General features: G+C 67.2%; 17 protein-coding genes and 1 pseudogene. 3 read left to right on the top strand and 15 right to left on the bottom strand.

What is annotated here, in order from left to right; translation table 11 throughout:
* Positions 1-13: 13 nt before the first annotated feature.
* Genes LH19_RS22840 through fliE form a run of 7 tightly spaced genes read right to left on the bottom strand, consistent with a single transcriptional unit; the run spans position 14 to position 6,606 of the window.
* A complete protein-coding gene (locus LH19_RS22840; RefSeq protein ID WP_082396064.1) occupies positions 14-1,201 on the bottom strand; it encodes a flagellar hook-length control protein FliK in 1,188 nt (395 codons plus the stop codon).
* Positions 1,198-1,641 carry a hypothetical protein gene (locus tag LH19_RS22835; RefSeq protein WP_054589501.1) on the bottom strand — a complete coding sequence of 148 codons (444 nt, stop codon included), beginning with the start codon at positions 1,639-1,641 and terminating at the stop codon, positions 1,198-1,200. The genes LH19_RS22840 and LH19_RS22835 overlap by 4 nt, the downstream gene beginning before the upstream one ends.
* The gene (locus LH19_RS22830; RefSeq protein ID WP_054731996.1) at positions 1,638-2,969 is read right to left on the bottom strand and encodes a FliI/YscN family ATPase; all 1,332 of its coding nucleotides are present in this window, start codon (positions 2,967-2,969) and stop codon (positions 1,638-1,640) included. The genes LH19_RS22835 and LH19_RS22830 overlap by 4 nt, the downstream gene beginning before the upstream one ends.
* Positions 2,966-3,574 carry a FliH/SctL family protein gene (locus LH19_RS22825; protein WP_054731995.1) on the bottom strand — a complete coding sequence of 203 codons (609 nt, stop codon included), beginning with the start codon at positions 3,572-3,574 and terminating at the stop codon, positions 2,966-2,968. The genes LH19_RS22830 and LH19_RS22825 overlap by 4 nt, the downstream gene beginning before the upstream one ends.
* Positions 3,567-4,604 (bottom strand): flagellar motor switch protein FliG, encoded by a 1,038-nt coding sequence (gene fliG, locus LH19_RS22820; protein ID WP_054731994.1) that lies wholly within the window; start codon positions 4,602-4,604, stop codon positions 3,567-3,569. The genes LH19_RS22825 and fliG overlap by 8 nt, the downstream gene beginning before the upstream one ends.
* Positions 4,597-6,258, bottom strand: a complete 1,662-nt coding sequence (gene fliF / locus LH19_RS22815) for a flagellar basal-body MS-ring/collar protein FliF (protein WP_054731993.1) — start codon at positions 6,256-6,258, stop codon at positions 4,597-4,599. Before fliF ends, fliG begins: the two co-directional genes overlap by 8 nt.
* 3 nt (positions 6,259-6,261) lie before the next feature.
* Complete coding sequence (fliE, locus tag LH19_RS22810) at positions 6,262-6,606, bottom strand: flagellar hook-basal body complex protein FliE (RefSeq protein WP_054731992.1); 345 nt, start codon at positions 6,604-6,606, stop codon at positions 6,262-6,264.
* 245 nt (positions 6,607-6,851) lie between these two features.
* On the opposite strand from fliE, the gene LH19_RS22805 reads away from it, so the two are divergent.
* A complete protein-coding gene (locus LH19_RS22805; protein WP_054731991.1) occupies positions 6,852-7,664 on the top strand; it encodes a flagellin N-terminal helical domain-containing protein in 813 nt (270 codons plus the stop codon).
* A 287-nt stretch (positions 7,665-7,951) separates the two neighbouring features.
* Here LH19_RS22805 and LH19_RS22800 read toward each other — a convergent pair.
* The 8 genes and pseudogenes from LH19_RS22800 to LH19_RS22765 form a co-directional block, all read right to left on the bottom strand.
* Positions 7,952-10,528, bottom strand: a pseudogene (locus LH19_RS22800) (error-prone DNA polymerase); the annotation flags it as partial.
* A gap of 51 nt (positions 10,529-10,579) precedes the next feature.
* Entirely contained in the window at positions 10,580-11,794 is a 1,215-nt protein-coding gene (locus tag LH19_RS22795) for an IS256-like element ISSpma2 family transposase (RefSeq protein ID WP_006954973.1), read from the bottom strand.
* A 132-nt stretch (positions 11,795-11,926) separates the two neighbouring features.
* A complete protein-coding gene (locus tag LH19_RS22790) occupies positions 11,927-12,673 on the bottom strand; it encodes a PHP domain-containing protein (protein WP_054731990.1) in 747 nt (248 codons plus the stop codon).
* Positions 12,670-14,223, bottom strand: a complete 1,554-nt coding sequence (locus tag LH19_RS22785) for a Y-family DNA polymerase (protein ID WP_054731989.1) — start codon at positions 14,221-14,223, stop codon at positions 12,670-12,672. Before LH19_RS22785 ends, LH19_RS22790 begins: the two co-directional genes overlap by 4 nt.
* Positions 14,111-14,911 carry an ImuA family protein gene (locus tag LH19_RS22780; protein WP_054731988.1) on the bottom strand — a complete coding sequence of 267 codons (801 nt, stop codon included), beginning with the start codon at positions 14,909-14,911 and terminating at the stop codon, positions 14,111-14,113. The genes LH19_RS22785 and LH19_RS22780 overlap by 113 nt, the downstream gene beginning before the upstream one ends.
* Before the next feature lie 154 nt (positions 14,912-15,065).
* Positions 15,066-16,463, bottom strand: a complete 1,398-nt coding sequence (locus LH19_RS22775) for an efflux transporter outer membrane subunit (RefSeq protein ID WP_054731987.1) — start codon at positions 16,461-16,463, stop codon at positions 15,066-15,068.
* Positions 16,463-19,678 (bottom strand): efflux RND transporter permease subunit, encoded by a 3,216-nt coding sequence (locus LH19_RS22770; RefSeq protein ID WP_054731986.1) that lies wholly within the window; start codon positions 19,676-19,678, stop codon positions 16,463-16,465. Before LH19_RS22770 ends, LH19_RS22775 begins: the two co-directional genes overlap by 1 nt.
* 6 nt (positions 19,679-19,684) lie before the next feature.
* On the bottom strand, positions 19,685-20,824 hold the full coding sequence (locus LH19_RS22765) for an efflux RND transporter periplasmic adaptor subunit (RefSeq protein WP_407696694.1): 1,140 nt from the start codon (positions 20,822-20,824) through the stop codon (positions 19,685-19,687).
* 243 nt (positions 20,825-21,067) lie between these two features.
* Between LH19_RS22765 and kduI the strand changes: the two genes are divergently transcribed.
* On the top strand, positions 21,068-21,904 hold the full coding sequence (kduI, locus tag LH19_RS22760) for a 5-dehydro-4-deoxy-D-glucuronate isomerase (RefSeq protein ID WP_054731984.1): 837 nt from the start codon (positions 21,068-21,070) through the stop codon (positions 21,902-21,904).
* Positions 21,905-21,997: 93 nt separating this feature from the next.
* Positions 21,998-22,765: a 2-dehydro-3-deoxy-D-gluconate 5-dehydrogenase KduD gene (gene kduD / locus LH19_RS22755; protein WP_054731983.1), complete on the top strand. Its 768-nt coding sequence runs from the start codon at positions 21,998-22,000 to the stop codon at positions 22,763-22,765.
* Positions 22,766-22,774: the final 9 nt, after the last annotated feature.

Genomic DNA, 22,774 nt, shown 5'->3' with positions numbered 1-22,774 from the left:
GCTTGGCTCCTGATCAGGCAAAGCGGCCGCCGCGTGTCGCGGCGCGCTCTTCGTCACGCGCTTCGGCGCGCTCGGGGGCGGTTTCGATGAGATGGGCGGTATCATGGGCGCCGCCGCGGCCCTGTCCTTGCTGGGACAGCGACTGGCGGCCGGTTTCGCCCGGGGTGCAGGTCACTTCGGCACCGGCAACGCGGACGCCCTGCTGGCGGAGATCCTCGACGAGGCGGCCCTGCGCGGCGTGGACGACGGTCGCGGTCGCTTCGTGCTGGGTGTCGAGCTTCAGCGACACGCCGCCCTCGTCCTGGCGCATCGCAACGTCGAGGCGGCCGAGGTGGCGCGGCATCAGGCGAAAACTGATGTCGCCGCTTTGCGACTTGGTCGCCGCGATGTCGCGCGCGAGCTGTTCGATCCATGCGTCGTCGCTGGTCAGGTCGAGCACGCGTTCGGCGACCGGCGCGGCTGCGGCAGCCTCGGCGATCGCGCCGGCCGCCGACGCGGCAGGCTGGGTGAAGGCGACGGTCATCGCCGGACCGGAATCGACGATCTTTGCCTTGGGAAGCGAGGGATCGACCGGCATCGCTGCGGGCTGGGCCGCTTCGCGCGGCTTGGCAGCGGCGGGAAGCGCGGGGGCATCGCCCTTGTCGGCGGCAATCGCGGCGTTCGCCGCTTTTTCCGGCTTGGCGGCCGGCGCCATGCTGGTGGGAACGGGCGGCATCCACACAGCGGCGGGGGGTGCAGCGTCGCCGGTCTCGACGGCTTCCGTTTCGCTATCGCCTTCGCCGTCAATACGGATAGGTGCGGCGGGCTTGGGGGCGACGACCGTGTTGGGCAGGGTGGCGGGATGCGCCGCGACCTGATCCGTCACCGGCGCGGCGATGCGGCCGGTCGCGGCGAGTAGCAGCGTTACGGCCTTCGCGGCGGCATCATCGGGTGCTGCGGGGGTTTCGGCCGCCGCCACGGTTTCAGATTTGGCTTCCGGCAATATGGCGACGGCTTTGCTGTCGGTCGGTTGAAACGGCATCGCAGCCGCAGGCGGCAAGATCGTGGCGAGCGGGGCTTCGCCCACCGCGGCCACCGGCGCCGCAGCAACGAGCTGGTCGAACGCCGGCATTTCGCCGCCGACCGATCCCAGCGGAGCGAGCGCGGCGAACGCGGGCGGCATCCCGGCGGACGCCGGACTTTGCGTCAGCGCGCCCATCATGAAATCCCGCCTTCGATCAGGCGCAGGCTCATCGTGCGGCGGCGGTGCGGGCGGTTGGCGTCGTTGCGCCGCTCGGCTTCCTGCTCGGCCGACTTGCGGCTGCGCTCGTAAAGGCGCACCGCCGATTCCTCCTTGATCAACGCGCTCTGCGCGAGCGCGCCCATCTGGTCGCGGCGGGCGCTGGCACCCGCGAGCGGCGCGGCGAGGTTTTCCTTCGCCATGTCGAGCCGCATCGCGAGCTCGCCCATCGTATTCAGCGCGCGCCCGGCGACGGCACCCTTTGCCATCGCAAGGTCGGTGCGCAGCGTTTCGAGCCGCTTCGCCAGTTCAACGAGGCTCGCGAGTTCGCCGTTGGCGCGGGCAAGGTTCGCCTCCGCCATCTGATGTTCGACGGTGCGCACGCGAATGATCCGTTTGCGGCGTGCGATGCGAGCATTCATGCAGAAAATCCTTCGATAAGCGTCTGGCGCGAGGTGGGAAAGTCGACCTGCGCGGCGGCAGGCTGGGAAACGAAAGCAAGCTGGTCGGCGCGCGCGGCAATGGCTTCGTCGAGCACCGGATCGTTGCCGGCGACGTAAGCGCCCATCAGCATCAGGTCGCGATTCTCTTCATAGGCCGACCACAGCTTGCGAAAGCGCGCGGCGGCGGCGGCGTGCACCGGGTCGACCGAATCGGCCATGGTGCGCGACAGCGAGCGGGCGACGTCGATCGCGGGGTAGACGCCCTGTTCGGCGAGCTGGCGCGACAGGATGATATGGCCGTCGACGATCGCGCGGGCGCTGTCGACGACGGGGTCTTCGATATCGCCGCCGTCGGCGAGCACGGTGTAAAGCGCGGTGACCGATCCGCCGGTCGCCTTGTCGATGCCGGCGCGTTCGCACAGCGAGGGAATGAGTGCGAAGACCGAGGGCGGATAGCCCTTCATCGTCGGCGGTTCGCCCAGCGTCAGCCCGATTTCGCGCTGCGCATGCGCAACGCGGGTCAGGCTGTCGATCAGCAGCAGCACCTTCTTGCCTTCGTCGCGAAAGGCTTCGGCGATCGCGGTCGCGCGCATCGCGGCGCGCAGGCGGAGCAGCGGCGGGTGGTCGGCGGGGACTGCGACGACGACCGATTTCTTGCGAACCTCGGGCGGCAGCTTGGTCTCGACGAAGTCGCTGACCTCGCGGCTGCGTTCGCCGATCAGCCCGACGACGATGACGTCGCATTCGGTACCGGCGATCATCTGGCCCATCAGCACCGACTTGCCGACGCCCGAGCCCGCGATGATCGCGACGCGTTGGCCTTCGCCGACGGTGAGCAGGCCGTTGATCGCGCGCACGCCCATGCCCAGCGGCTTGGTGACGCGGCCGCGGCGCAGCGGATTGACCTTGCGGCCGGCGAGCGGCCACTGGAATTGCGACTTGATCGGCGGGCGGCCGTCGAGCGGGTTGCCCTGCGCGTCCATGATGCGGCCGAGCAGCGCCTTGCCGACGGGAACCATCGACGATGCGCCATGCGGTTCGACCGGCGCGCCGGTGACCAGCGGCTTGTTCATGTCGAACGGCAGGACAAGGCTGCGGTGACCGCGAAAGCCGACGACCTCGCCATAGACATAGTCGTTGTCGGCCGACTTGATGCGGACATTGCTGCCGAGCGGCTGCGGGAAGCCCGACACTTCGAGCATGATGCCTTCGTGCGCGACGAGCGTGCCGATGCGGCGCGGGCTCGCCTTGGCGAGATCGACGGGCGCGAGCAATTGCTGCGCGGTGATGGCGAGGCGGCGCGTCATGCGGCTTCCCCCGCGCGGCCGAGCGCGGCGCTGAGTTCATTGAGGTAGACGGCGCGGCCATGCTCGATCCAGCCGGCGGAGCTTTCGACGCGGACGGTGCCGCGGACCATCGCGGCGTCGGCCTCGACCGGCAGGCGAAGCTCGGCGTCGACGAGCAGCGCGGCGTCGAGCGGGTGGACCCACAGCGTGCGGGCCTTGTCGGCTTCGGCGACCAGCGCCGCGGCGGCTTCGGCCTGATCCTTCAGCCATGCGGCGTCGATCGGCGCGTCGAGGACGATCTGGCGGACGAGGCGTTCGACGGTCTCGGCGATGAGCTGTGCCAGTTCCTCGCTGGGTTCGTCCTGTAGCGCTTCGGCGCCGGCGATCAGTGCGAGAAGCTGGTGGCGTTCGGCGGTGTAGGCGCTTTCGGCAAGGCGCTGGCCTTCGGCGAGGCCGCGTGCGAACGGGTCATCGGCGAGTTCGGCGTCGACGGGTGCGTCGGCAATCGCGACATCGGCATCGCGCACCGCCGGCGCGAAGGACAGCGGGCGAAAGCCGCTGCCGCGCGCCATGGCGGCGGCAAGCGCGACGGGCGCAAAGCCGGTTTCGGTGGTGCGATCAGACATAATCGTCGCCTGCGCCTGCGATCATGATCTCGCCCGACGCGGCCATCTGGCGCACGACGAGCATGACCGCCTTCTGCGCTTCGTCGACGTCGGTGCGCTTGACCATCGTCATTTCGGCCATTTCGTCGCGGATCGTTTCCGATGCGCGCTTCGACATGGTGGCGAGGCACAGGTCGACCATTTCCTCGTCGGTGCCCTTGAGTGCGATCGCGAGTTCGGCGGCGTCGACCGAACGCAGCACGGTGCCGAGGCTCTTCTTGTCGAGGTCGCGGAGGTTTTCGAAGATGAACATTTCTTCCTCGATCGCCTGCGCGAGCAATTTGTCGGTTTTCTTGAGCGCGCGGATCGTGCGTTCCGAAAGCTGCTTCGGCATCTTCTTCATGATCTTGGCGACATCGCTCGGCCCGCCGATTGCCTGCTTGGCGACCCGCTGGCCGTCGACATTGGCCGAGGCGAGAACCGATTCGAGATCCTCGATCGCCGCGGCGGGAACCGAGGTGAGCTGCGCGGCGCGGAGCACGAGGTCGGCCTGCAGCAATTCGTCGAGCGTTTCGATCGCGCGCGCCGCGACGTCGGGGACGAGCACCGACAGGATCAGCGCGCCGACCTGCGGGTGCTCGCTGGCGAGCAGGCCGCTGATCGCGTCGACGTCCATCCAGCGCAGCATCTCGAGCGACGCGGCGCTCCGCTGCGGCGCGACGGCGGCGAGGATATTGTCGGCGCGGACGTTGCCGACCGCCTGGTTGATCACGGTGCGGATGCGCGTGTCGGCGCCGATCGCCAGCGCGCTGACGTCGCGGCTGCGCACGACGAAACGGTCGAGCGCCTGTTCGATCTGCGCTTCGCTGGCATTGGCGGTGTCGAACATCGCCTTGGCGAGCCCGCGCACTTCCTCGGGACCGAGATGCTTGAGGATCGTCGCGGCTTCGCTCTCGTCGAGCAGCATCAGCAGGATCGCGGCAGCCGACGATCCGTCGATCGCGGCCTTGGGTGCCGGGGCGTCGAGCGTCATATCGTCGGCATCAGCCACGGGCGCCCTCCTGCATCAGCTGGCGGACGACAAGCGCGGCGCGCGCCGAATCCTGACGGACGAAGGCGCGGACGAGGTTGGCGCGCGCTTCGTAGCTCGGCGCCTGTTCGATCATCTCGAGCGTGATTTCGCGGCGATTGCTGCCGCCGCCGGGTAGCGCGGGCTGGCTGTCGGTCGCGGCGAGCAGCGAGGCTTCGAGCGAAGCGCTCTGCTCGGCGCGCGCCGCGGCGCGTTCCTTCGCGGCGCGGATCAGCGGGCGGCCGATGAACAGGAAGGCGAGCAGCGCGGCGACGATCGCGCCGATCTGCTTGACCAGCGGCAGGAACCAGCCCTGATCGTAAAAGGCGGGGCTTTCGTCCTCGACCTTGACGAAGGGACGCTGGCTGATCGCGACCTGATCGCCGCGGGTGGCGTCGAAGCCGACGGCGCCTTTCACGAGGCCGTCGATCTTCGCCATGTCGGCCTGCGTCAGTGCCTTCTTGCCCTGATTGAGCGCGACCGCGACCGAGACGCGGCGAAGCTGGCCCTGCGGCTGGTGGGTCACCGAAATCTCGCGCCCGACCTCATAGGCGCGGGCGGCATTTTCGTTGCTCTGCGTTTCGGGCGCACCGGCGGCGGCGGGGGCGGCAACGGGCGCTTCGCCGGTCACCGTCGTCGCCTGTGGCGGCTGGTTCGACAGCGCGCCGGGGATGCCGACCGCGGGGGCGGGGCCCTGACCGCTGACCTGGCGGGTGATCTGTTCGCTGCGCAGCGCGCGGTCGTCCTTGGGAAAGCTTTCGCGGGTCGCCTGGCTTTCGGACATGTCGACGTCGGCGTGGACCTCGACCGTATAGTTGCCGGCGCCGAGCATCGGGCCGAGCAGGCTGTCGAGCGCGCGGCGGAAACGGTCCTCGATCTGCGTCTGGAGCTGGAAGGCCTTCATGTCGCTCGACGTCGCGCCGTCCGACAGCAACGCGCCGCGCTGGTCGATCACCGATACCTGGTCGGCATTCATGCCGGGCACCGACGAGGCGACGAGGAAACGGATCGCCTGCACCTGCCCGTCGGAGAGCGAGCGGCCGTTCTGCAGCGTCAGCATGACCGATGCGGTCGCGGGCTTGTCTTCGCGCACGAACAGGCTGGGTTCGGCGGCGGCGATGTGGATGCGGGCGCTCCGGACCGCGTCGATCGCCTCGATCGTGCGGGCAAGATCGGCCTCGCGTGCGGCGCGGAGCGTCTCGCCCTCGATCGCGCGGCTCGCGCCCATCGGCAGCGATGCGATCAGATTGTCGCCGTCGGGTGCCGCCTTGGGCAGCCCCTGTCCGGCGAGCGCGATGCGTGCGGCATGCATCTTGTCGGCGTCGACGGTCAGCGCGCCGGTCACCGGGTCGATGCTGTGCGCGATGCCCGCGGTCTGCAGCGCGTCGGCGACCGCCGACTTGTCGGCGTCGGCGAGCCCGGCGAAGAGCTGCGCCTGCGGCGCCGACTGCATGGTGAAATAGGCGAGCGCGGCAAGCCCGATCGCGGTCGTCGTGGCGATCGCGGGCAGCGCACGCTGGACGGCGGGCTGGCGGACGAATTGCTGGATCGGTGCGAAGCGGCCGCCGAATGCGGGAACGGGCAGGCGGTTCGCCTGCGCGCTGTCGATCGGGGTGAGGGTCTGTGCGTCGGCCATGGGTTACACCGGCATGTTCATGATGTCGCGATAGGCGGAGAGCAGCTTGTTGCGGACCTGCAGCGTCGTTTCGAAGCCGAGCGAGGCCTTCTGCCGTTCGATCATCACGCTGACGATGTCGTGGGTGTCGCCGCGCTCATAGGCTTCGCTGAGTTCGCTCGCCTTCGTCTGCTGGGCGTTGACCTGTTGCAGCGCATTGTTGATCGCGGTGCCGAAGTCGGGCGTGCCGCCGGCCGCATCGACGCCGGCGCCTTCGCTGCCGCGCCCCGCGGCGCGTTGCAGCGCCTGGTTCTGATTGAGGATCGAACTGCGCATCTGCAGCAGCCGGCTCTGGTCAATCGTGCTCATTGCATTTCATCCGTCCTGGGCGCGGCGGTGTGCCGCACGCAAAGAGTAATGCAAAGCGCGTGCCAAAAATTTTATTTGAATAAATTCAATTAGATAGTTGGAATAGTCCGCCCACCCGATGCCGTTTCGGCGTTTTTTTGACGGACCGGCTTAATCGCCGCTGCCGCCCGCCGTTACTGCTTTTCGTGACCGCTCGCCGAGCCCTCACACCACGGGAATGGCCATAGGGGCCGGAAAGGAACATTATGACTGTCATCAACACCAATGTGAGCGCGCTTCGCGCCCAGAACAACTCGCGTGTTGCGGGCCGCATGCAGTCCGAAGCCATGGAGCGCCTGTCGAGCGGCAAGCGTATCAACAGCGCCAAGGACGACGCAGCCGGTCTCGCCATCGCGACCCGCATGGACGCCAACGTCCGCGGCCTCAACCAGGCCGTCCGCAACGCCAACGACGGCATTTCGCTGTCGCAGACCGCCGAAGGCGCGATGGGCGGCATTTCGAACATGCTCGTCCGTATGCGTGAACTGGCCGTTCAGGCCTCGACGGGCACGCTGGGCGACGACGACCGCGAAGCGATCCAGACCGAAGTCACCGCGCTGATCGCGCAGATCGACGACGTTGCGACGCGCACGACCTTCAACGGCACCGCGCTGCTCGACGGCACCGCCGACCTCGACATCCAGACCGGCCTCAACGACGGCGAAGTCGTGAACATCGCCATCGACGACATGCAGTCGGCCGGCCTTGGTGTCGACGGCCTCGACTTCTCGACCGCCGCCGGCGCTTCGGCTGCCCTGGCGACGCTCGACACGGCGATCCAGACGGTCGCTACCGGACGCGCCAACCTCGGTGCGCAGCAGAACCGCCTCGAAGCCACTGTCGACAATTTGACGTCGACTGTCGTGAATCTGGCGGACTCGAAGTCGCGCATCGAAGACACCGACTTCTCGGCAGAATCGACGAAGCTCGCCGCGGCCGGCATTCTGGCCCAGGCGTCGACGGCGATGCTCGCCCAGGCGAACCAGAGCCAGCAGGGCGTGATGAACCTGCTCCGCTAAGCGGAAGCTCGCAAAAAATTCAGGCTATGTTGGTTGGTCCCTTGATAGCCTGATCGGATGCCCCGGCCCCCACAGCCGGGGCATCTTCTTTTGTGGCGTGGGACTTCTGCGCGGGACGGCCGGTAGCGGCCGGTCGCTGCCGTTCCCGTCGTGTACCCCGGCGAAAGCCGGGGCCCAGGGCGTCGTCGCACAACGGGGGTTCTGTAACGCTCTGGGCCCCGGCTTTCGCCGGGGTACACAAATGGGCAAACCCCCGCTCCCCACTCCGAAGCAGCTCTCGCACCCCCTCAATGAAAGTCGCGCGATTTGGGCAGGATGCGAACGTTGCGCGGATGGCCGTGGCGCTGGGCGTGGCCGCGCGGGACCTGCGGGTGCCTGACCTCGTCGGCCCGGCAGACCTCGGGATCGAAGCGCCGGTCGCTTCCCAGCGCATCGAGCATCGCCGTGCGGTCGACGATGCGGTTCGCCATCAGGTGGATGACCCCCTCCTTGCTCCGCTGCACCTCGCCTTCGGCGAGCATCAGCCGCGACGCCATGACGGCGCGGCGATAGCGTTCGAACTGCCGCGCCCACAGCAGGATATTGACGATCCCGCCCTCGTCCTCGAGCGTGATGAAGATCGCATTGCCCTTGCCGGGGCGCTGGCGGATCAGCACGACGCCCGCGGTACGCACGAGCGACCCGTTCTTCGCCGCCGCGACCCCGGCGGCGCTCAGCACGCCCTCACGTTCGAAATCGCGGCGGAGGAACGCCATCGGATGGCCTTTCAGCGACAGGCGCGTCGTCTGATAGTCGGTGAGCACATGCTCGACCATCGGCGTCGGCGGCAGCCCGGCATCTTCCTCGGCCCCCAGTTCATCCGCTTCGGCGGCGTCGAACAGCGGCAGAACCCCCTGCCGCACGCGGCGGGCGTCCCACAGCGCCGGCCGCCGGTCGAGCCCCATCGACCGGCAAGCATCGGCATCGGCGACGAGGCGCAGCGCGCGCGAGGGCAGGTCGGCGCGGCGCGCGAGTTCCTCGACCGAGGCGAAAGGCGCCGCGGTCCGCGCATCGGCGATCTGTCCGGCCCACGCCTCGCGAAACCCATCGACCTGCCGGAAGCCGAGCCGCAGCGCGAGCGCGCCGTCGGCCCGCCGTTCGAGGCTGTTGTCCCAGCCGCTCGCATTCACATCGACCGCGCGCACCTCGACCCCATGTTCGCGCGCGTCGCGGACAAGCTGGGCGGGAGCATAAAAGCCCATCGGCTGCGAATTGAGGATGCCGCAGGCGAAGACGGCGGGGTGATGGCATTTCAGCCATGACGAAACATAGACGAGCTTGGCGAAGGATTGGGCATGGCTTTCAGGAAAGCCATAGCTGCCGAAGCCTTTGATCTGGTTGTAGCAACGTTCTGCGAAGGCGCGTTCGTAGCCGCGCCGGACCATCCCTTCGATCATCTTGTCTTGATATTCTGGGATCGTTCCGACGTTCCGAAAAGTCGCCATTGCTCGCCGGAGCCCGTTTGCTTCGTCCGCAGAAAAGCCCGCTGCCGTGATGGCGAGTTTCATCGCTTGCTCTTGAAAAAGAGGCACGCCGAATGTTTTTCCAAGAATATCTTGCAGCTCGTTGGCGTGACCTCCGGCGCGCAAGGGAAGTTCGGCCTCCTCCTCTTTGTTACGGCGACGCAGGTAGGGGTGGACCATATCGCCCTCAATGGGTCCCGGCCTGACGATTGCTACCTGAATGACAAGATCGTACAATTCCCGCGGGCGTAGTCGTGGCAGCATATTGATCTGCGCCCGGCTTTCGACCTGAAAGACCCCGATGCTGTCGCCCTTGCAAAGCATTTCATAAACGGCGGAATCTTCTGGCGGGACGGATTTGAGGTCATGATCGCCCAAGTCGTGCAACCGCATCAGGTCGAAGCATTTCCGGATGCAGGTCAGCATTCCGAGCGCGAGCACATCGACTTTCATCAGTCGCAGCTCATCGATGTCATCCTTGTCCCATTCAATGAAGGTCCGATCTTTCATCGCGGCATTATGGATCGGGATCGTCTCGTCGAGCCGATCCTCGGTCAGCACATAGCCGCCGACATGCTGCGACAGGTGGCGCGGGAAAGTAAGCAGTTGCGCGACGATCCATTGCAGCCGCGCGATATCGTCCAGTTCGGGGTCCAATCCCGCTTCGATGAACCGCTCGATGGGCATCTCGCTGCCCCAGCTACCCCAGGTCGTGTCGGCGAGGCGCTGCGTGATATCCTCGCTCAAACCGAGCGCCTTGCCGACCTCTCGTACAGCGCTACGCGGCCGATAATGGATCACCGTTGCGGCGATGCCGGCGCGTCGCCGCGTGTAGCGGCGATAGACATATTGCATCACCTCCTCGCGTCGTTCGTGCTCGAAATCGACGTCGATGTCGGGCGGCTCGCGACGTTCTTCCGACAGGAACCGCGTGAAGAGCAAGTTGTTGTGGATAGGATCGATCGAGGTGATCCCCAGCAGATAGCAAACGAGTGAATTCGCCGCAGAGCCACGCCCTTGGCATAGAATCGGCGGGTCTTGGGTGCGGGCGAAATTGACGATGTCGTGGACGGTCAGGAAATAGCAGGCGAATTTGCATTTGCGGATGAGGGAGAGTTCCTCTTCGAGAACCTCCTGCCAGCGTTTCGGCAATCCTTCGGGATGAAGCTTGTTCGCGGCATCCATTACCATATGTTCGAGCCAGCTTTGGGGCTCCCAGCCTTCAGGGACGGGCTCGTGTGGATATTCATACTCCAGATCCCTCAGCGAGAAGGATATCCTGTCGAGGATCTTCAGGCTTTCCTCGACCGCTTCAGGGCAGTCCCGAAACAACCGCCGCATCTCTTGCGGCGATTTCAGATGGGGTCGCGTCCGTCAAGGTGGTGTAATTTCGGCTGTGGCCGTGGGCCATCGTCAGGCGGCTTTGGCGGTGATGTGTAGGGGCTGATTTTCCTCCTCGATCATGGGTTGGTTGAGTTCGGCCATGCCTTCGATCTGCATGTATCGGTGCTGGAGCTGCCACTCGTCGTTCTGCTCCATCAGCACAGCCCCGACGAGGCGGATGATGCTGTCTTCGTTCGGGAAGATTCCGACGACGTCGGCGCGGCGCTTGACCTCCTTGTTGAGCCGCTCGAGCGGATTGGTTGAGTGTAACTTCGTGCGGTGCTGGGTGGGAAAGCCGGTGTAGGCGAGCACGTCGGTTTCGGCCTCGTCCATGCAGGCGCCGAGCTTGGGCCAACGGGTGCGCAACTGGTCGGCGACCTGTCGCCAGACCTGCGTTGCGCTTTTCTGATCGGGCTGCAGGAAGACCTGGCGGATCGCGGCGGCGACGACAGTGTTCTGGCCCTTGGGCACATAGGACAGGGCATTGCGCATGAAGTGCACCCGGCAGCGCTGCCAGGTGGCGCCCATGACGCGGGTGATCGCGCCCTTGAGGCCCTCGTGAGCATCGGAGATGACCAGCTTCACGCCGGTAAGACCGCGCCGAACAAGGTCCTTCAGGAAGTCGGACCAGAAGACCTCCGCTTCCGAGGGGCCGATATGCAGGCCGACGATCTCGCGCCGGCCCTCGGTGTTGACGGCCATGGCGATTATTGCGGCAACGCTGATGATCCGCCCGCCTTCGCGTACCTTGAGATAGGTGGCATCGAGCCAGAGATACGGCCATTCGCCGGTGAGCGGGCGTTTCAGAAAGGCATGGACGCGCTCGTCAATGTCCTTGCAAAGCTTGGAGACGGTGGACTTGGAGATGCCGGTCATGCCCATGGCCTGGACGAGTTCATCGACCCGCCGGGTGCTGACCCCGCCGATCCACGCTTCCTGGATCACCGCAACCAGCGCTTTCTCGACCATCTTGCGGGGCTCAAGGAAGCCCGGAAAGTAGGACCCAGCACGCAGCTTGGGGATTTTCAGGTTCAGCGTGCCTACCCGGGTATCCAGCGAACGGTCGCGATAGCCGTTGCGCCAGGTCGCGCGCTCGCTGCTGCGTTCGTGGCGACCCGCGCCGATCAGGCCATCAACGTCGGCCTCCATGATCAGCTGCAGCACGTTCTCGGCGATGGTGCGCAAAAAATCCGGTTGGCCGCCCTTCGCAGCAAGCTCTTCGATCAGTAATCTGTCCTCGGTCATCGGGAACTCCTCTTCGTCACGGTTGAAGTGTGCAAACTCCACCATAACGATGAACCCGGTGGCCACCAGCGACGCCGCATTCCGGGGTGGGGCATGCCCCACCCCGGAATACACCATCGCCTACACCGGAAATTACACCACGAGCGCGGACGCTAACTTCAGATGGCGTTCGCCATTGGCGCGGAGCAGACGGCCTGCATCATCGAGGTTGGTGCCTTCGCGAATGCAGGTGATGACGTCGTGGAGCGGCCGCTGTTCGCGCGTGGCGTAAAGTGCGTCGTTGGTCGCAAGCATCGGAATGCCGATGCGGTCGGCCAAACAGCTCAGTCTGGCGAGATGGCGGCGGTCGCTGCCTGCCCTCGGCATCGTTGCCCCCAGCCATAGCGAATCGGGCGCGACCTTTTTGAGGCGGCGCAGGGCAAACTCATTCCTTTCGCTCGCCATCGCGATCAGGATCATATCATCGCAATGGGTCAGCAGGTTTTTGAGTTTCATCACGCAGTCGCCCTTTTGGGTACGGCGATTGCCGATGGTGAGCATCCGGGTCAGGCGGCCCCAGCCGTGGCGCGTGGTCGGATAGGCGATGATGTCAGGGGTTCCGTCATCGAACACCAGCCGGGCACCGACGACGAGCTTTATGGGAGGCAGTTCGATCCCTTCTTCGGCTGCATCTTCGTGTAACTTGCGCAGTCCGGTCAGCGCCCGCACCACCCCCGCGACGCTGTTGCGGTCGGCGATGCCGATGCCGGTCATGCCGAGCGCGAGCGCCTCGGCGACCATCTCGGCGGGGTGCGAGGCGCCGCGCAGGAAGCTGTAGTTGGTCGCCGCGACCAGTTCGGCGAAGCGGGTTTCGGGGCCGGTCTCGGGCGCATCGCTCATGCGAAGACCCCATGGATATACCAGCGCGGGTCGGGCTTTTCGTCGTAAAGCCCGTGACGGAACAGCCAGAAGCGGCGGCCCTGCGCGTCCTCGACGCGGTAATAATCGCGCGTCAGCCCGCCATTGTCGCGGCGCCGCCACCATTCGGCGGCGATGCGTTCGGGGCCTTCGTAACGGCGCACGGCATGAAAGGCGCGTCGCCAGCGAAAGCGCTGCGGCGGCCCGTCGGGAACCTCGGCGATCACCTCGATCGGCTGTGGCGGGTCGAAGAGGTGGAAAGGGCGCGTCGGCGGTTCGCCGGCATCGGGCGCCGGCCAGGGCAGCGGCGCGGGTGCGTCGATCGCGGGCAGTTCGAGCTGCGCCTGTTCGGGGATATGCGTGTCGGCCGGACGAAGACGCCGCACCCGGCCGCGCCCGAGCCGCGTCGCCAGCCGGTCGGCAAGCTCGTCGATGGCGGCGACTTTCACGGCGCCGCCCTCGAGCTTGAGCTGGCTCGCGCCGAGCGCCTCGAGCCGCGGCACTGCGAGGCGGATCATGTCGAAGCCGAAGCCGGGGTCGAGCGGATCGGCGAGGCCGTCCATCCGTTCGGCGAACAGGCGCATGACGAGACCGACGTCGCGCGTCGGGTGGCCGGTCTCGATCGCGATCGTCCGCGCGAGGCCATCGCTGCGAAAGAAGGTGGCGCGGAAATGACGCCCGCCCTTGCCGCGCGCGCCCAATTCTTCGATCGCTTCGGCGGCGAGTTCGGCCAGCACCTTGGCGGCGTGCGCGGTACTCCCCAGCGGCTCGGCGAAGCGGCGTTCGGTGGCGACCGGCGGCGGGGCGACGCGCGGGTCGAGCGGGCTCGGCGCATCGCCGAGCAGGCGGCGCAGCGCCATTGCGGCCTCGGCACCGAAGCGTGCGGCAAGGTTCGCCATCGGGCGGCTCGCGAGGTCGCCGATCGTCTTGAGCCCCGCGCGGACGAGCGCGGTCGTCGCCTCGCCGTCGAGTTCGAGCGCGGCGACGGGCAGGCGGCGGGTCGCCTGCGCCTCGTCGGGAGCGGGGCGCGCCTGATAACGCGCGAGTGCGCGTGCGGCGTCGGCGGTGGGGCCGAGCGCGTGGCGCATCGTCATGCCGAGCCGCGCGAGGCGGTTTTCGACATCGGCGATCACCCCCGCTTCGCCGTCATGGAGATGGGCGGCACCCGCGATGTCGAGGATCAGCCCGTCGGGGGCGTCGAGCGCGACGAGCGGCGTATAGCGCGCGCACCCCTGCGCGAGCCGGTCGAGCCATTCATGGTCGAGCACCGGATCGTGCGCGATGACCGCGAGTTCGCCGACCTGCGCGCGCGCGTCGGCGAGCGGCATGCCGGGACGCAGCCCGGCCGCCAGCGCCGCCGCATCGACGCTCGCGAGACGCATCGCGCCGCGCTGCTTCTCGGCGAAGACGAGCGGGGCGTCAGGCGGCCGCGGCGCCGTGCGAAGCCATCGCTCGGCGGGCAGGAAGGGGAAGAAGAGCGCCAGATAGCGCCGCGTCGTTCCCGAAGCCCTGTCCAAAGCATTGTCCGTCATGATTCCAGTCCAGTCGCCAGCGTGCACCCGCGGGGCCGGCGCGCCAGCGCAGCAGTTCGAGGTCGAAAGCGGGCGCGCCGGGGGCATTGGCTTCGAGGGCGTGCGACGCGGCGGCGGCGACGCTCCAGCGCGTTTCGGCGACGCTCGGTACCGGCACGGCGTTGAGGCGGAGCAGCAGCAGCGTCGTGCCCGCGTCGCGCGCGCCGAGCGCCAGGCGGCGCCCGGCGGTCAGGTCGAGCAAAGGGAATTTGCCCCAGCTTTCGACGATCACCGCTGCCGCGCCGGGGCAGCGGATCGCATCGTTGGCGCAGGCGAGCAGCATTTTGGGATCGGCCGCCTCGACCAGCAGCAGCCGGTCGGGGTCGCCGCCGAGTTCGGCAATCCCGGGGGCATAGATATGCCCGCTGCGCTTGCCGGCGTCGCTCGTGCGCAGCCAGATCAGCGGCGCCTTGCCCGGGGTGCGCAGCGCGACGAGCGCCGCGAAAGCGGCCGCGCTCGTCGCGTCGAGCGCGTCGGCGGCAAAAAATTCATGGACCCGTCCGATCGCCAGCCCGCCGCCGAGCGCGTCGTCGAAGCGCGCATCGCCGCTGGCCAGCCAGCCTTCGGCCGGACGGTTTTCATGGCCGCTGGCGGCCAGCCGGGCGACGCGGCGGCGCAGCCCGGCGAGTTGGGAAAACGACTCGCGCATATTTGTTCCTGATATGTTCTATTAGCGCGCGAGCGGGGGCAGTTGTCAAGGAGAGTCGGTTTCGACCTTCATCGTCATGCCGGACTTGATCCGGCATCCATTCCACGGCCGAAGCATGGACCCCGGATCAAGTCCGGGGTGACGAAGAGGGTCTTCAGGGCGTGCGGCTTCCCGCGCCGCTGTCGCCGCCGAGGGCCCGAAACAGCGCGATTCGCGTGTTGACGAGCAGGAGCCCGGTCGCGATCTCGCTCCGCCGCGCCGTATAGAGGCTGCGCTGCGCGTCGAGGCTGGCGAGGAAGCTGTCGACCCCGCCTTTGTAGCGCGCGTCGGTCAGCCGCGCGGTGTCGGCGGCGGCTTCGGTATTCGCGGCGGCGGCGCGGACGCGTTCGGATATCGTGCCCTGCACCGCAAGCGCGTCGGCGACTTCGCGGAACGCTGTCTGGATCGCGCCTTCATAGCCGGCAAGCGCGGCGTCGCGTTGCGCCTCGGTCACCGCGACCCCGGCGCGGCGGCCGCCGGCGTCGAAGATCGTCGCCGCGGCGTCGCCGCCCGCCGACCAGCCGAACGACCCGCCGTCGAACAGGCTGCCGAGCGCGTCGCTCGCGAAACCGAGCAGGCCGGTGAGCGAGATCGTCGGGAACAGCCGCGCCCGCGCGACGCCGATGTCGGCGTTGGCGGCGCGGAGGCGATATTCGGCCTCGATCACGTCGGGACGGCGCAGCAGGACCTGCGAGCTGACCCCGGCGGGCAGCGACACGATCGCCGGCGTCACCTCGGCGAGCCCGGCGGGCAGCAGCGCGCGGTCGACATCGCCGCCGACGAGCAGGCGGATGAGATTTTCGTCCTGCGCGATCGCGCTCGTCTGCGCCGCGATCGCATCCTCGGCGGTCGCGAGAATCTGTTCGGCCTGCCTGAGGTCGGTGCGCGGCGCGACGCCGCCGTCGAGCCGCGCTTTCGTCAACCGGACATTCTCGCGCGCATTGGCGGCGGTATCCTGCGCGATCGCGAGCAGGTCGCGGTCGGCGCCATAGGTCGCCCATGCCCCCGCGAGGTCGGCGATCAGCGCGAGGCGGACGGTGCGCGATGCGGCTTCGGTCGCGAGCGCGCTGTTGCGGTCCGCTTCGGCGGCATTGGCGAGGCGGCCGAACAGGTCGAGCTCGAACGCAGTGATGCCGCCGCGCAGCGAGAAATCGCCGCTCCCATTGCCGGCGCCGCCGCTATCCGCATAGCCGGCCCCGGCGCTGATCCCGATTTCGGGGAACTGTCCCGCGCGGCTGACGCGCGCCTGCGCGCGCGCGGCGGCGACATTGGCATAGGCGACGCGCAGGTCGCGGTTGTTCGCCAGCGCCTGTTCGGCGAGCGTCTGCAACCGCGGGTCGGTGAAGACGCTGCGATAGGAAAGGATCGGTAGCGCCGCCTCGCTCTGCAGCAGATAGGCGTCGCCGACCGGCCAGCTTTGCGGCACCGGCGGCGCGGGAAGCACCGTCTTCGGCGCGAGCGAGCAGCCCGCCAGCGCCAGCGTCCCCGCGAGCAGGAGGGGGCGGAGCGCCATCATGCCGGAACCTCCGTCCCGCCGGCGCCCGCATCCTTGTCGCCATCCTTTTCCTTACCGAAGCGCCGGCGCAGCGCGGCGAGGCCGTCGCGGACACCCCTTCTGACGAGGACGAAGAAGAGCGGGATGAAGAAGATGGCGAGGAAGGCGGCGGTCAGCATGCCGCCGATCACCGCGGTGCCGATCGCGACGCGGCTGTTCGCGCCCGCGCCGGTCGCGATCGCGAGCGGCAGAACGCCGAAGATGAAGGCGAAGCTGGTCATCAGGATCGGCCGCAGGCGGATGCGCGCCGCCTCGATCGCCGCCTCGATCACGCGCTTGCCCTTGCGTTCCTCCTGTTCGGCGAATTCGATCATCAGGATCGCATTTTTCGCCGCGAGCCCCATCGTCGTGAGCAGCCCGATCTGGAGATAGACGTCATTCTCGAGCCCGCGCAGCGTCACCGCGAACACCGCGCCGATCAGCCCGAGCGGGACGATCAGGATCACCGCGAGCGGGATCGACCAGCTTTCGTAGAGCGCCGCGAGGCATAGGAAAACGACGAGCAGCGAAATCGCGTAGAGGAAGGGCGCCTGCCCCGACGACAGCCGCTCCTGATAGGAGGAACCCGACCAGGCGACGCTGGTCCCGGGAATCTGCGCCGCCATCGCTTCCATTTCGTCCATCGCCTCGCCCGAGCTGACCCCGGCGGACGGCTGGCCCGAAATCTCGAACGCCGAAACACCCTGGAAGCGCGACGTGGTCGCGGGGGTGGTCGCCCAGCCGATCCGCGAAAAGGCCGAGAAAGGCGACATCTCGCCATCGGCCGAGCGGACATACCATTGACCGAGGTCTTCGGGCTTGGCGCGATAGGGCGCGTCGCCCTGGACATAGACGCGCTTGACGCGGCCCTTGTCGATGAAATCATTGACGTAGCGGCCACCCCAGGCGGTCGCGAGGGTATTGTTCACGTCGCTGTTAGTGAGCCCATAGGCGGTCAGCCGCTGGGTATCGATATCGACCTTGAGCGTCGCGACGTCGGGAAGGTCGCTGAGGCGCACCGAGGTCAGCTTGGGATTGGCGTTCGCCATCGCGAGCAGCCGGTCGCGCGCGGCAGAGAATTGTTCGCGGCTGAGCCCGCCGCGATTCTGGAACTGCATCGTGAACCCCGACGTGTCGCCGAGCCCGCGGACCGCGCCGGGAACGAGCGCGAAGACCTGTGCGTCGCGCAGCCCGCTCAGTGCCTTGCGCGCGCGTTCGGTGATCGCATCGGCGGTGTTCTCGTCGCCCGGCCGGTCGTCCCAGTCGACAAGATTGACATATCCCTGGCCGGTGTTCTGGCCTGCCGCGGCCCCGCCGCCGCCGCCGGCGATCAGGAACAGCGCGCCGGTGTTCGCCTTTTCGTGGGTCAGGAAATAATCTTCGACCGCGTTACGCACCTCGAGCGTGCGCTCCTGGGTGGCGCCGGCGGGCAGGCGGAACTGGACCTGGACGCGGCCCTGATCCTCGTTTGGCAGGAAGCCGCTCGGCAGGCGCAGGAACAGCACCGCGAGCAGGACGAGGATGACGGCATAGATGCCGAGGAACAGCCATTTGCGGTCGACCACCGCGCCGACGCTGCCGACATAGCGGTTCACGGTGCGGTCGAAACGGGTGTTGAAGCCGTTCTTCAGCCGCTCGCCAAGCGCGTGGAGGCGCGGAAAGCGGTGCGTCTCCGCCGTCTCGCCATGCGTCTTGGGCTTGAGCAGGCTCGAGGTCAGCGCGGGGCTCAGGATCAGCGCGACGAGCACCGACAGCGCCATCGCCGAGACGATGGTGATCGAGAATTGCCGGTAGATGACGCCGGTCGAGCCGCCGAAGAAGGCCATCGGCATGAACACCGCCGACAGCACGAGCGCGATCGCGATCAGCGCGACCTGCAATTCCTGCATCGACTGGATCGTCGCCTCGCGCGCCGACATGCCGGGATTTTCTTCCATCAATCGCTCGACATTCTCGACGACGACGATCGCATCGTCGACGAGCAGGCCGATGGCGAGCGTCAGCCCGAACAGCGTCATCGTATTGATGCTGAATCCCGCCATATAGAAAATGCCGAAGGTGCCGAGCAGCACCACCGGCACCGCGATCGCGGGTATCAGCACCGCGCGCCAGCTCTGCAGAAAGACGAACATGACGAGGATGACGAGCAGGATCGCCTCGAACAGCGATTTCTGCACCTCGCTCACCGACAGCTTGATGAAGGCGGTCGCGTCGTTGGCGTAGCTGTAGGTCACGCCGTCGGGGAAATCGGCGGCGAGTTCCGCCATCCGCGCTTTCACCCGGTCGGCGGTTTCGAGCGCGTCGGACCCCGGTGACAGCGAAATCGACATGCCGGCGCCGGGATGGCCGTTGATGCGGCTGATGACGGCATAGCTTTCGGCGCCGACCTCGACCCGCGCGATATCCTTGATGCGCACGCTCGACCCGTCGGGGAGCGTCTTGAGGACGATATTCTCGAACTCCTCGACCGTCTGCATCCGCGACTGCGCGGTGACCGTCGCGTTGAGCATCTGGCCCTGCGGCGCGGGAAGGCCGCCGACGTCGCCAGCGGCGACCTCGCTGTTCTGCGCGGTGATCGCCGAGATGACGTCGCTCGGCATCAGCGACATCGCCGCCAGCCGCTGCGGGTTCAGCCAGATGCGCATCGCGTGCGGCGCGCCGAAGATGTTGACGTCGCCGACCCCCTCGACGCGCGACAGCGGGTCCTGGATGTTCGACGCCATATAGTCGGACACGTCCTGGTTCGACCGGGTGTTCGTCGAATCATAGACGGCGACGAGGAGCAGCGTGTCGGCGTTCGACTTGGTGACGCGGATGCCCTGTTGCTGCACCTGCTGCGGCAGGCGCGAAATCGCGGTCTGGATCTTGTTCTGGACCTGGACCTGCGCAATGTCGGGGTCGGTGCCCTTCTCGAAGATCGCGGTGATGCTCGCCTGCCCGCGCGAGCTCGACTGCGAGCTGAAATAGAGCAGGCCGTCGATCCCGGTCAGTTGCTGTTCGAGCACCTGCGTGACGCTGTTCTCAATCGTCTCGGCAGACGCGCCCGGATAGTTGGCGCGGATATTGACCTGCGCCGGGGCGATATCGGGATATTGCTCGATCGGCAGCGAAAAGAGCGCGCCCAGCCCGCCGAGCATGACGATGATCGCCAGCACCCAGGCAAAGATCGGCCGGTCGATGAAAAGGCGCGACATGGGCCCTTAAGTTCCTTTCGCTGCCGCGCCCTTGGCCGCGGGCGCCCCGACCCGCTGCGGCGTGCTCGCCGGAACCGGCTTGATCGGCGCTCCGGCCTTGAGGTTGCCGATTCCCTGCGTGATGATCTTTTCGCCGGACTTCAGCCCCTCGGTGACGACCCAGTTGGCGCCGACCGTCCGCTCGGCGGTGACCTTGCGCCGCGCCGCCTTGTTGTCCTTGCCGACGAGGTAGACGAACGCCGATCCGTCGAAATCGCGCTGCACCGCGGCCTGTGGCACCAGCATCGCGGCGGGGTTGACCGACTGGTCGAACAGCGCGGTGACGAACATGCCGGGCAGCAACAGCCCCTTGGGATTGGGGAAGCGCGCGCGCAGCGTCACCGTGCCCGTCGCTTCGCTGACCGCGATCTCCGAAAACTGGACGGTGCCGGCGAACCCGTAATCGCTGCCGTCCTCCAGCTTCAACCGCACCGTCGTGCTGCCGGGCTGGGTGCCGCCGCTCGCCAGCGCCTGGCGCAGCCGGATGAGTTCGGCGCTCGACTGCTGCATGTCGACATAGATGGGATCGGTCTGCTGGATCGTCGCCAGCGGCTCCGACTGGCTCGCGCTGACCAGCGCGCCGGGGGTGGCAAGGCTGCGCCCGATCCGGCCGCTGATCGGCGCGGAAAGCGTCGTGTAGCGGAGGTTGATGCGCGCGGTTTCGAGCGCCGCGGCATTTTGCGCTACGGTGGCACGCGCGACGCGCGCCTGCGCCAGCGCGTCGGTATAATCCTGCTCGGCGACCGCCTGCATCTTCGCGAGCGGCTCGAAGCGCTTTGCCTTTTCGTCGGCCGCCTGCGCGCTTGCCCGCGCGCTCGCCAGATTCGCCGCGGCCTGATCCGCCGCCGCCTGATAAAGGCTGGCGTCGATCTGGTAGAGCGGCTGCCCGGCGCGCACGAAGCTGCCTTCGGCGAACAGGCGGCGGCGGATCAGGCCGTTCACCTGCGGACGCACCTCGCTCGTCTCGAACGCGACGGTGCGGCCGCCGAGCTGGGTGGTGACCGGAACCGCCTGTACCACGGCCGTGACATAGCCGACCTCGGGGGCGCCGCGCCCGCGCCCGCCCTCGTCGTCCTTGCCGGCGCAAGCGCCCAGCGACAGCATCATGGCACACAAGGCTCCCGCGCGGAGCAGCGGCCTGTTGTCCTGCATAATTATTATCTCGTGTCGGTCCGCCGACGGCGGGGGAGGAATGATGCCTATTCCACCATTTGGAAGGCGCCATGCAAGCGCTTTCAGGGCTTTGCGACAAAGTGCGACAATTTTGCCCGCGCATCGACGCCGCAGCATTGACACCGGTTACCATCGGGTTTAGCAGATAGCGACGACGAAGACGGGACGAGGATCATCATGTTTGCCAAAACTTATCACGCGACCCATCCCGACATGATGGAATGCGTGGACAATGACGCGCTGCGCGATCGCTATCTTGTCCCGGGCATGTTCGCCGACGGCAGGGTCAACCTCAACTATTCGCACAATGAGCGCTTCGTCATCGGCGGCGCGGTGCCGAAGGGGGGCGCGCTGCGGCTTCCCGACCAGAGCGAGCCGGCTTCGGCGGCGGGGCATCCCTTCCTCGAACGGCGCGAGATGGCGGCGGTCAATATCGGCACCGACGGCGCGATCAGCGTCGATGGCCAGCGCTTTGCGATGAAGAACAAGGAATGCCTCTATATCCCGATGGGGTCGAAGGAGGTGGTCTTCGAAGGCGACGGCGCGCGCTTCTATCTGGCGTCGCTTCCGGCGCACAAGATCTGCCCGATCCAGCACATCACGCTCGATCAGGCGAACCCGCTCGCGCGCGGCGACCTTGCCAATTCGAACCAGCGGACGATCTATCAGCTCGTCATTCCGGGCGTATGCGAGAGCGCGCAATTGCTGCTCGGGCTCACCGTGCTCGAAGAGGGCAGCGTGTGGAACACGATGCCGCCGCACCTCCACGACCGGCGCAGCGAAATCTATCTCTATTTCGACCTGCCCGAAGAGAATGACCGCATCTTCCATTATATGGGCGAGCCCGACAGCATGCGGCACATCGTGATCGCGAACGAGGAAGCGGTGATCAGCCCTCCCTGGTCGATCCACATGGGGTCGGGGACGAAGAAATATGCCTTCATCTGGGCGATGGGCGGCGAGAATCTCGACTATACCGACATGAACGTCCTCGACATCTGCCAGTTGAAGTAAGCCATTCATCGTCACCCCGGACTGGATCCGGGGTCCATGCACGGTCGCGGCGATGGATGCCGGATCAAGTCCGGCATGACGAAAGGTAAGAGAATGAAGATGTTCGACCTCGCCGGAAAAGTCGCGCTCGTCACCGGCGCCAACACCGGCATCGGGCAGGGGATCGCGCTGGCGCTCGCCGGGGCGGGCGCCGACATCGCCGCTGCGGGGCGTTCTCCTGCCGATGAAACCGTCGGCAAGGTGCGCGCGCTTGGCCGCAAGGCCGACAACTTCGCCGCCGACCTGTCGAGCGTCGGTGCAGTGCAGCCGCTCGTCGATGCGGTGGTCGCCGAATTCGGGCGGATCGACATTCTCGTTAACAATGCCGGGATCATTCGCCGCGCCGACGCCGTTGACTTTACCGAAGCCGACTGGGACGCAGTGATGGACACCAATCTGAAGTCGCTCTTCTTCCTCTGTCAGAGCGTCGGTCGCCACATGATCGCGCGGATCCAGAAAGAGGGGGGAGCGGGCAAGATCATCAACATCGCCTCGATGCTGACCTTTCAGGGCGGCATAAGGGTGCCGAGCTACACCGCGTCGAAATCGGGGGTCGGCGGGCTGACCAAGCTGCTCGCGAACGAATGGGCGGCGAAGGGCGTCAACGTCAACGCGATCGCCCCCGGCTATATCGCGACGAACAACACCGCGGCGTTGCAGGGCGACGAAACGCGCAATCGCCAGATCGTCGAGCGCATCCCCGCCGGCCGCTGGGGCGGCCCCGAGGATATCGGCGGCGCTGCCGTGTTCCTCGCGTCGCCGGCCTCGGACTATGTGCAGGGCCATATCCTCGCCGTCGACGGCGGCTGGCTCGCACGCTAGCATCCCGCC

It is taken from the genome of Sphingopyxis macrogoltabida, assembly GCF_001314325.1.
Taxonomy (GTDB): Bacteria; Pseudomonadota; Alphaproteobacteria; order Sphingomonadales; family Sphingomonadaceae; genus Sphingopyxis; species Sphingopyxis macrogoltabida.
The sequence above is the reverse complement of the archived record's forward strand: the minus strand, read 5'-3'. Positions and strand labels throughout refer to the sequence as shown.